Annotated in this window: 9 protein-coding genes; 3 read left to right on the forward strand and 6 right to left on the reverse strand. The window is 63.5% G+C overall.

All coding sequences use genetic code 11. The features are described 5' to 3' along the window. Together KBT70_RS18890 and gatC are read right to left on the reverse strand one after the other, a co-directional pair. Window positions 1-533 (reverse strand): amidase (locus KBT70_RS18890; RefSeq protein WP_296637812.1); only part of this gene is annotated, 533 nt, incomplete at its 3' end. Beyond that, entirely contained in the window at window positions 533-820 is a 288-nt protein-coding gene (gene gatC / locus KBT70_RS18895) for an Asp-tRNA(Asn)/Glu-tRNA(Gln) amidotransferase subunit GatC (protein WP_296637814.1), read from the reverse strand. The genes gatC and KBT70_RS18890, both read right to left, overlap by 1 nt. A gap of 143 nt (window positions 821-963) precedes the next feature. Between gatC and KBT70_RS18900 the strand changes: the two genes are divergently transcribed. Continuing rightward, window positions 964-1656, forward strand: a complete 693-nt coding sequence (locus tag KBT70_RS18900; RefSeq protein WP_296637816.1) for a metal-dependent hydrolase — start codon at window positions 964-966, stop codon at window positions 1654-1656. A 96-nt stretch (window positions 1657-1752) separates the two neighbouring features. Here KBT70_RS18900 and KBT70_RS18905 read toward each other — a convergent pair whose 3' ends face one another. From KBT70_RS18905 to betI, 4 genes are all read right to left on the reverse strand, one after another. Beyond that, window positions 1753-2433, reverse strand: a complete 681-nt coding sequence (locus tag KBT70_RS18905; RefSeq protein WP_296637819.1) for a thermonuclease family protein — start codon at window positions 2431-2433, stop codon at window positions 1753-1755. Between the two features lie 63 nt (window positions 2434-2496). Beyond that, window positions 2497-4155: a choline dehydrogenase gene (gene betA, locus KBT70_RS18910; protein ID WP_296637820.1), complete on the reverse strand. Its 1659-nt coding sequence runs from the start codon at window positions 4153-4155 to the stop codon at window positions 2497-2499. A gap of 73 nt (window positions 4156-4228) precedes the next feature. Further along, window positions 4229-5737 (reverse strand): choline-sulfatase, encoded by a 1509-nt coding sequence (gene betC, locus KBT70_RS18915; RefSeq protein WP_296637822.1) that lies wholly within the window; start codon window positions 5735-5737, stop codon window positions 4229-4231. Continuing rightward, the gene (gene betI, locus KBT70_RS18920) at window positions 5734-6321 is read right to left on the reverse strand and encodes a transcriptional regulator BetI (RefSeq protein WP_296637825.1); all 588 of its coding nucleotides are present in this window, start codon (window positions 6319-6321) and stop codon (window positions 5734-5736) included. The genes betC and betI overlap by 4 nt, the downstream gene beginning before the upstream one ends. 241 nt (window positions 6322-6562) lie before the next feature. Here betI and KBT70_RS18925 point away from each other — a divergent pair, with 241 nt between their 5' ends. Continuing rightward, window positions 6563-8116, forward strand: a complete 1554-nt coding sequence (locus KBT70_RS18925) for an ABC transporter substrate-binding protein (RefSeq protein WP_296637826.1) — start codon at window positions 6563-6565, stop codon at window positions 8114-8116. 104 nt (window positions 8117-8220) lie between these two features. Next, window positions 8221-8787, forward strand: a 567-nt coding sequence (locus KBT70_RS18930; protein ID WP_296637827.1) for a glycine betaine ABC transporter substrate-binding protein, incomplete at its 3' end; no start/stop codon positions are given.

An 8787-nucleotide genomic window follows, 5' to 3' on the forward strand; every position in this document is an offset into this window, starting at 1 on the left:
TCGGTGCCGGTCGCGCCCAAACAGAGGTCGGCGGCCACGGCGCTGGCCGACCCACCAGACGAGCCACCGGGCGTCAGCGCCGCCGCGTCATTGCCGCGCCGCCACGGGTTCACGGCATTGCCATAGCACGAGGTTTCGTTGCTTGAACCCATGGCAAATTCGTCCATGTTGAGCTTGCCCAGCATCACCGCGCCCGCATCAAAGAGGTTCTGCGTCACGGTCGATTCGTATTCCGGCTTGAAGCCTTGCAGGATGCGGCTGGCGGCCTGAGAGGGCACGCCCTTGGTGCAAAAGAGGTCCTTGATGCCCAAAGGAATCCCGCACATCGCGGGCGCATCGCCCTTGGCAATCCGCGCATCCGCCGCCTGCGCCTGCGCGCGCGCAATCTCGGGCGTGTGATGCACAAAGGCGTTGAGCGCCCCGGCCCCTTCTACCGCCGCAAGACAGGCCTCGGTCAACTCAAGGCTCGTCACATCCCCCTTGCGCAGCGCATCGCGCGCCTCGGCAATCGTCATCCGGTTGAGATCGGTCATCATTCCACCACCTTCGGCACGGCAAAGAAGCCCTCGCGCGCATCGGGCGCATTGGACAGCACCGCCGCCTGCTGATTGCCATCGCTCACCACATCCTCGCGCCGCTTGAGGCGCATGGGCGTGACGCTCGTCATCGGCTCCACCCCCGACACATCGACCTCGTTCAACTGCTCGATAAACCCGAGAATAGTGTTGAATTCATTGGCCAGCGCCGGCAGCGCCTCTTCGCGCACCGCGATCCGTGCCAGCTTGGCCACCTTGGCGGCGGTTTCGAGATCAATCGACATGAGCCTCTCCCATGATCCGTTTGGCTTGCGTTTAGCGCCGGGGCCGCGCGGGCGCAAGCGGATCGCGGCGGCGCATCCGCCCCTTTCCTTGGCCGACATGCTTGCTAAGGTATAGGCAACATGAAACCCAAGCGGAGACACCAATGCACATCACATGGCTCGGCCACAGCTCTTTCCGGATCGAAATCGGCGGACAGGTTCTGCTCCTCGACCCCTGGCTCAACGGCAACCCGATGCTGCCCGAGGACCAACACGGCCCCGCCACCCAAGGGGCCACCCATATCCTGCTCACCCACGCGCATTTCGACCATGTCGCCGACGTGCTGCCCTTGGCCAAACGCCTCGGCGTGCCGGTCGTAGGGCAATACGACCTCATGTCCCATTGGGAGGCCAAGGAGAGCATCCAGACCGTCGGCTTCAACAAGGGCGGCACGGTCGATCTGGGCGGGGTGCAGGTGACGATGGTCCATGCCACCCATTCCACCTCGATCGCGACCGACGCCGGGCCGCAGGTCACAGGCAGCGAATGTGGCTATATGATCGCAGGCGAGGGGCATGTGATCTATGTCTCGGGCGATACCGATGTGATGGCCGATATGGGCGTCTTCAACGCGCTCCATGCGCCCGACATCGGGATTCTCTGCGCGGGCGGGCATTTCACCATGGACATGCGCCGCGCCGCCTATGCGGCCAAGACCTTCTTTGACTTCAAGACGGTGATCCCCTGCCACTACCGGACCTTCCCGATCCTCGAGCAATCCGCCAAAGCCTTGGCGGCGGCCCTGCCGGGGGTCGATGTGATCGAACCGCAGGTGATGCAGCCGATCACGCTCTGAGCGCACGGCCCCTTCTCCGACGGGGTGGGGGCGCACCCCTGCCCCTTTCACTGTTCCAAAAATACTCAAATTCCCGGCCTGCCACCCAAGCCCCACTCAGCGTTTGGCGCGCCGCCAGCCTGCGGCGCGGGCCTCGGCCTCGGAGCAGAACCAGCGCTCGCCCTTGGCCTCGGTGATGACCGTCGCGTCGTAATCCGCCTGTCCGGGCATGTGATAAATCTGATTGCCCGATCCGCTGCGATTGCCCTTGATGACACAGCCCCCTTGCGGCGCGGGCGCGTTTGCTTGGGCCTCTGCCGCACGCTCTTCGCGCACCATGCGGCGGTGATCCTCGGGGCGGGCCATCAGCACCTCATGCAGCCCGCGCCCCGCCACCACAGCGGCCTTTTCGTCCAGATCATAGGCCATCGAATATTTGCGATAGGCCAGCGCCAGACCCTCCGCCACCAGCATCCGGCCCACGTCCTGCCCCACCACCGTGCAGCGCGCGACGGTGCGGTCATAGCGGTCTTTCTCCACCGCCGCGCAGCGCGCCTCGCGGCCCTCGATGCGGGCGCGCACCTCCTCGGCCACCCATGTGCCGCAATCCCAGGTCTCGCCATCGGGGTTGGTGCAGATCTGCCCAAGTTCCGGCGCGTCGATCCCGTGCAGCCGCACGCGGACCTCGCCCACGTCGAACGTGTCGCCGTCGATCACCCGGACCACACCGCCAAACCCCTCAGCCGCCGCAGCGAGCGGGACCAGACCGAGAACGATGAGTAAACAAATCCTTAACATACCCCCTTATGCCGGAGGCCACCGCCCTCCTGCAAGACAGAAGGTGAACAAAGGGTTAACGGCTCAGCGCTGGCTCAGCGCCCAATCGGGGTGCATCCACGGCTCGGCATTCTCGGGCGGCAGCGGGCTGCGGCCCAGCACGGCATCGGCGATCTTTTCGCCGACCATGATCGACGGCGCGTTGAGATTGCCGTTGGTGATGCGCGGGAAAAGGCTCGAATCCGCCACGCGCAGCCCATCGACCCCGATCACCCGGCCCTCTGGATCGACCACCGCCATCGGATCGTTCGCGCGACCCATCTTGCAGGTGCCGCAAGGGTGATAGGCGCTCTCGGCGTGCTCGCGGATGAAATCGTCAAGCTCTTCGTCGCTCTGCACCGCCGCACCGGGCTGAATCTCATGCTTCACATAAGGCGCAAAGGCGTCTTGTGCGAAAATCTCGCGCGTCAGGCGAATACAGTTGCGGAAATCCTCCCAATCCTGCGCCTCGCTCATGTAGTTGAAACGGATCACCGGATCATCGGCGGGATTGGCGCTGCGCAGGGTCACAGCCCCGCGCGACGGGCTGCGCATCGGCCCGACATGCGCCTGAAAGCCATGCCCCTCGGCGGCGGCCTTGCCATCGTAGCGCACAGCGATGGGCAGGAAATGGAACTGGATATCGGGATAATCCACGCCCGCGCCCGAGCGGATGAAGCCGCAGCTTTCAAACTGGTTGCTGGCCCCCGGCCCGCTCTTGTTCAAGAGCCAGCGCGCGCCCACCCACGCCTTGCCAAAGAGGTTCCAGTATTTGTAGAGGCTCACGGGCTGGCTTGCGGCCATCTGGATATAAAGCTCCAGATGATCCTGCAGGTTCTGGCCCACGCCCGCGCGGTCCGCGACCACCGGGATGCCGTGCGCCGCCAGATGCGCGGCCGGGCCAATGCCCGACAGCATCAGGATCTTGGGCGAGTTGATCGACGAGGCGGCAAGGATCACCTCGGCGCGCGCGCGCACCACTTCCTTGCGGCCCTTGAGGATCACCTCGACGCCCACGGCGCGGCCATCCTCGATCACCACACGGGTGACAAGCCCCCGCACCAGATCGCAATTCTCGTGTTTCAGCGCAGGCCGCAAATAGGCATTGGCCGCCGACCAGCGCTGACCCTTCCACACGGTCATCTCGAAGGGGCCAAACCCCTCTTGCTGATGTCCGTTGTAATCATGGGTCTCGGGATAGCCCGCCTGTTTGCCCGCCTCGACAAAGGCGCGCACCAGCGGGTTGTCGCGCCGCCCCCGGCTGACATGCAGCGGGCCATCATGGCCGCGCCAGCCCGCATCGCCGCCATGGCCGCCGTCGTGCCAGTTTTCCATCCGCTTGAAATAGGGCAGCACATCGGCATAGCCCCAGCCATCGCAGCCCTGATCGCGCCAATGGTCATAGTCGCGGGCGTGGCCGCGCACATAGACCATGCCGTTGATGCTGCTGGAGCCACCAATCACCTTGCCGCGCGGACAGGCAAGGCGGCGGTTGCCCAAATGCGGCTCAGGCTCGCTCAGATAGCCCCAGTCGTAGCGCTTCATGTTCATCGGGTAACTCAGCGCGCCGGGCATCTGGATGAACGGCCCGGCATCGGTGCCGCCATGCTCGATCACCAGCACGGATTTGCCTGCTTCAGCCAGACGGTAGGCCATGGCACACCCCGCGCTGCCTGCGCCCACGATGACATAATCGGCTTGCATCAGTCTCTCTTTCCTTGCGCGCAATCCCTGCCGAACCCGGCGGAAATTGAGTATTTACAGAACGATGAAAGCATCACTCGCCCCGCGGGAAGCGCTTGCTTTCCTCCAGCACGTTGAGGTCCATGTGGTTGCGCATGTAGCGCTCGGACGCCTTTTGCAGCGGCTGGTAATCCCACGGGTAATAGCCACCCTTGCGCAGCGCCTCGTAAACCACCCAGCGGCGCGCCTGACTTTCGCGCACGGCGGCGTCAAAGGCGGCAAGATCCCAGCGCGCCGCAGCCTTGGCCTGCAACTGCGCCAGTGTTCCGGCATGGGCGGGGTCATCCGCCAGATTGCTCAGCTCATGCGGATCGGCCTCCAGATCGAAGAGCTGATCAGGGTCGAGCGTGCAGCGGTTGTATTTCCACTTGCCATAGCGCAGCGACACGAGCGGCGCTTGGGACGCTTCCGCGGCATATTCCATCGCGACCGGCGCGTCGCGGGTGCCTCCCTGCCCAAGGTAGACCAGCGATTGCCCTTCGACCCACGGCATCACCTCGGACATATCCGCCCCCGCCAATTCGCAAAGCGTCGGGCAGACGTCGATATTGCTGACCGGATCGGTGATCAGCCCCGGCGCCATGCCGGGGGACGAGATCATCAGAGGGACGCGGGCAGAGCCCTCGTAAAAGCACATCTTGAACCACAACCCGCGCTCGCCCAGCATATCGCCATGGTCCGAGACAAAGAGGATGATCGCCTCTTGCCGGGTGGTTTCCAGCGCCTCTAGGATTTCACCGATCTTGTCGTCGAGATACGAGATATTGGCGAAATAGGCGCGCCGCGAGCGGCGGATGTCGTCCTCGGTGATGTCAAAATTGCGCCAGTCGTTCGCGTCGAAAATCCGGCGCGCATGGGCGTCGTGATCGGCATACGCCATGGCCGGAACCTGCGGCAGCAGATGGTCGCAATCCTCATAGAGGTCCCAGTATTTCTTGCGAGCCACATAGGGATCATGCGGATGGGTGAAACTGACCGTCAGGCACCACGGCCGCGCGTCCAGACCCCGCGCCAGATCATAGACCTTGGCGCGCGCGTTAAACGCCACCTCGTCATCATATTCCATCTGGTTCGAGATTTCCGCGACACCCGCGCCCGTCACCGAGCCCATATTGTGATACCACCAGTCGATCCGCTCGCCGGGTTTGCGATAATCGGGCGTCCAGCCGAAATCGGCGGGGTAGATGTCGGTGGTCAACCGCTCCTCGAACCCGTGCAACTGATCTGGTCCGACGAAATGCATCTTGCCGCTCAGGCAGGTCTGATAGCCCGCGCGCCGCAGGTGATGCGCATAGGTGGGAATATCGGCGGCGAATTCGGCGGCATTATCATAGACGCGGGACCGCGACGGCAAGAGCCCCGACATGAAACTCGCGCGTCCCGGCGCACAGAGCGGCGAGGCGGTGTAGGCATTGGCAAACCGCGTGGACCTTGCCGCCAACGCCTTGAGATTGGGGGCATGCAGCCACTCGGCCGGACCATCGGGAAAGAGGGTGCCGTTGAGCTGATCAACCATGAAAATCAGGATATTGGGCGCGGTCATTCTTTGTCCTTCTGGGGCAGGCTGGTGTCGAGGTAATGCAAGAGCACATCAATCGCGAGGCCGGGCTGCATCGGCCCTTCGCGCAGCGCCTGACGGATATAAAGCCCGTCGATCATCGCCGCGAGGCCACGCGTCAGCGTGCGCGCCTCGGTGGGGGCCAGCGCCCGAAAGGCGTGATGCAGGTTCGAGCGCAGCCGCCGCTGATAGATATGCAGCAAACGCCGCGCCTCGTCCGAGCGCTGCGCCTGCACGTAGAAATTGAGCCAGGCCGACACCATTTCGGCGCGGAATTGCGCGGGCGTGAAACTGGCGCGGATGATCGCCTCGATCCGGTCCCGCGGGGTCTTGGCCATGATCAGCGCGCCGCGCACCTCGGCCCCATAGAGCGTGAGGATATGGCGCATCGCGGCCACGAACATCTGCTCCTTGGACCCGAAATAATGATGGGCCAGCGCGCTCGACATGCCAGCGCGCCGGGCGATCTGCGCCACGGTCACGTCAAGGCTGCCATGCGCGCCGATCTCAGAAATCGTGGCCTCCACCAGCGCGTTACGCCGGATCGGCTCCATCCCGATTTTCGGCATGCACCCCCTCCAAAGACCTGTTGCCAGACTGGCCTAATCGTGTTTAATTGACTCGTCAATCAATAAAAACCACGAGGGACCGCATCACAACACCGCCCCCCTGCCAGAATGGCGTTGTATTTCATGACAGCGTCATATTAGCCTTGGCAGGTAAAAATCGACCGCCACGCGGCAGGGGGCCGCGCGATCCTCAGAGGACAAAAGGCCGGTTCGGAAACCAAACCAAAGGGAGAAGACCAACATGACCATCCTCAATTCCGGCCGCATCAACCGACGCGGTTTCATGGCCACCACCGCCGGGGCGGCGCTTATCGCGGGCCTGCCGCTGCGGGCCAAGGCGGCGCCGTCGCGCGGCGGGCATCTGCGCGCGGCCATCGGCCACGGCCAGACCACCGATGTGCTTGATCCAGGCACCTATTCCAACAGCTTCACCACCTCGCTCGCCTTTGCCATCCATGGCCGGCTGACCGAAGTGGCCGCCGATGGCGCGCTCATCCCCGAAGTCGCCGAAAGCTGGGAAGCCTCGGCCGATGCCTCGGTCTGGCGGTTCAAACTGCGCTCGGGCGTGACCTTCCATTCCGGCAAGGCTGTCACCGCCACCGATGTCGCCAATTCGATCAACTTCCACCGGGGCGAGAATTCGACCTCTGCGGCGGGGCCGCTGGTGGCCAACGTGACCGACATCACCACCGAAGGCGATGACGTCGTCATCTTTACCCTCGATGGCGGCAATGCCGACTTCCCCTTCTTCCTCAGCGATTATCACCTCGTGATCTGCAAGGCCGAAGGCGACAGCATCGACTGGAAATCGGGCGATGGCTGCGGCAGCTATGTGCTCAAGGATTTCAGCGCCGGTGTCTCCTACGCGGTCGAGCGTAACCCGAACCATTGGCGCAGCGATGTGGCCTGGTTCGACAGCGCCGAAGTGCTGGCCATCGTCGATCAGAACGCGCGCACCACGGCGCTTGTCTCGGGCGATGTGGATGTGGTCGACCGGCTCGACCTCAAGACCGTGGGCCTCTTGGCGCGCAACCCCAATATCCAGATCAATTCGGTCGCGGGCACGCAGCATTTCACCTTTGCCATGGACACGCGGGCAGAGCCCTACAACAACCCCGATGTGCGCCTTGCGCTGAAATACGGCATCAACCGTCAGGAACTCGTGGACAAGATCCTGTTCGGCTATGGCTCGATCGGCAATGACCATCCCATCGGTCAGGGTCAACGCTATTTCAACACCGAGTTGGAGCAAAAGAGCTTTGATCCCGACAAGGCCAAGTTCCACCTCAAGCAAGCCGGTCTTGACAGCCTTGAGGTCAAGCTTTCGGCGGCGGATGCAGCCTTTGGCGGCGCGGTCGATGCGGCCGTGCTCTATCAGAGTTCGGCAGCAACGGCGGGCATCAACCTCACGCCGGTGCGCGAAGCGAATGACGGCTACTGGTCGGATGTCTGGATGAAGAAACCCTTCTGCGCGGTCTACTGGTCGGGCCGCCCGGTCGAGGATCAAATGTTCGCCACCGCCTATAAATGCGGCGCGGCGTGGAACGATACCTTCTGGTGCAACGACCGCTTTGACGAGCTGATGCTCAAGGCCCGCTCGGAGCTCGACGAGGCCAAGCGCCGCGAGATGTATTTCGAGATGCAGGCGATCTGCAGCGACGATGGCGGCGTGATCGTGCCGATGTTTGCCAATTACGTCTTTGGCAACTCCTCCAAGGTGGCCCATTCCGACACGCTCGGGGCCAACTGGGATGTGGACGGCATGCGCTTTATCGAGCGGTGGTGGATGGCCTGATCCAGCCCGCCTGACCTGACTGCAAGGCCCGGGGGCAATCTCTCCTCGGGCCTTTGCCAAACCGGGCGCTGCCCCGGAATAATCAACCACGGGAGAGACCTGACATGACCTTCAAGACAACCCTGACCGCCATTGCCCTTGCCACCGCCGCCGCCGGACCTGCCCTTGCCAACTGCGACAGCGTGACCTTCTCCGATGTCGGCTGGACTGACATTACCGCCACCACCGCCGCCACCACGCTCGTGCTCGAGGCGCTTGGCTATGAAACAGACATCAAGGTGCTCTCGGTGCCCGTGACCTACACCTCGCTCGCCGCAGGCGATATCGACGTGTTCCTCGGCAACTGGATGCCCACGATGGAGGCCGACATCGCCCCCTACCGCGACGCAGGCACCGTCGACACCGTGCGCGCCAACCTCACCGGCGCGAAATACACGCTCGCCACCAATGCCGCCGGGGCGGCCCTCGGGATCACCTCGTTCGAGACGATTGCGCAGCATGCAGAGGCTCTCGAATCGACCATCTATGGCATCGAGCCCGGCAATGACGGCAACCGCCTCATTCTTGATATGATCACGGCGGATGCCTTTGGCCTCAAGGGCTTTGAGGTCAAGGAAAGCTCCGAGCAAGGCATGCTGGCGCAAGTCAGCCGCGCGGATCGCCGCGAAGAG

It is taken from the genome of Roseovarius sp. (genome assembly GCF_018066915.1).
Lineage (GTDB): Bacteria > Pseudomonadota > Alphaproteobacteria > Rhodobacterales > Rhodobacteraceae > Roseovarius.

Excerpts from the sequence above, each read along its gene's own strand:
- gatC (WP_296637814.1), bottom strand. The coding sequence starts at position 820 with ATGTCGATTGATCTCGAAACCGCCGCCAAGGTGGCCAAGCTGGCACGG.
- KBT70_RS18900 (WP_296637816.1), top strand. The coding sequence starts at position 964 with ATGCACATCACATGGCTCGGCCACAGCTCTTTCCGGATCGAAATCGGC.
- KBT70_RS18905 (WP_296637819.1), bottom strand. The coding sequence starts at position 2,433 with ATGTTAAGGATTTGTTTACTCATCGTTCTCGGTCTGGTCCCGCTCGCT.
- betA (WP_296637820.1), bottom strand. The coding sequence starts at position 4,155 with ATGCAAGCCGATTATGTCATCGTGGGCGCAGGCAGCGCGGGGTGTGCC.
- betC (WP_296637822.1), bottom strand. The coding sequence starts at position 5,737 with ATGACCGCGCCCAATATCCTGATTTTCATGGTTGATCAGCTCAACGGC.
- betI (WP_296637825.1), bottom strand. The coding sequence starts at position 6,321 with ATGCCGAAAATCGGGATGGAGCCGATCCGGCGTAACGCGCTGGTGGAG.
- KBT70_RS18925 (WP_296637826.1), top strand. The coding sequence starts at position 6,563 with ATGACCATCCTCAATTCCGGCCGCATCAACCGACGCGGTTTCATGGCC.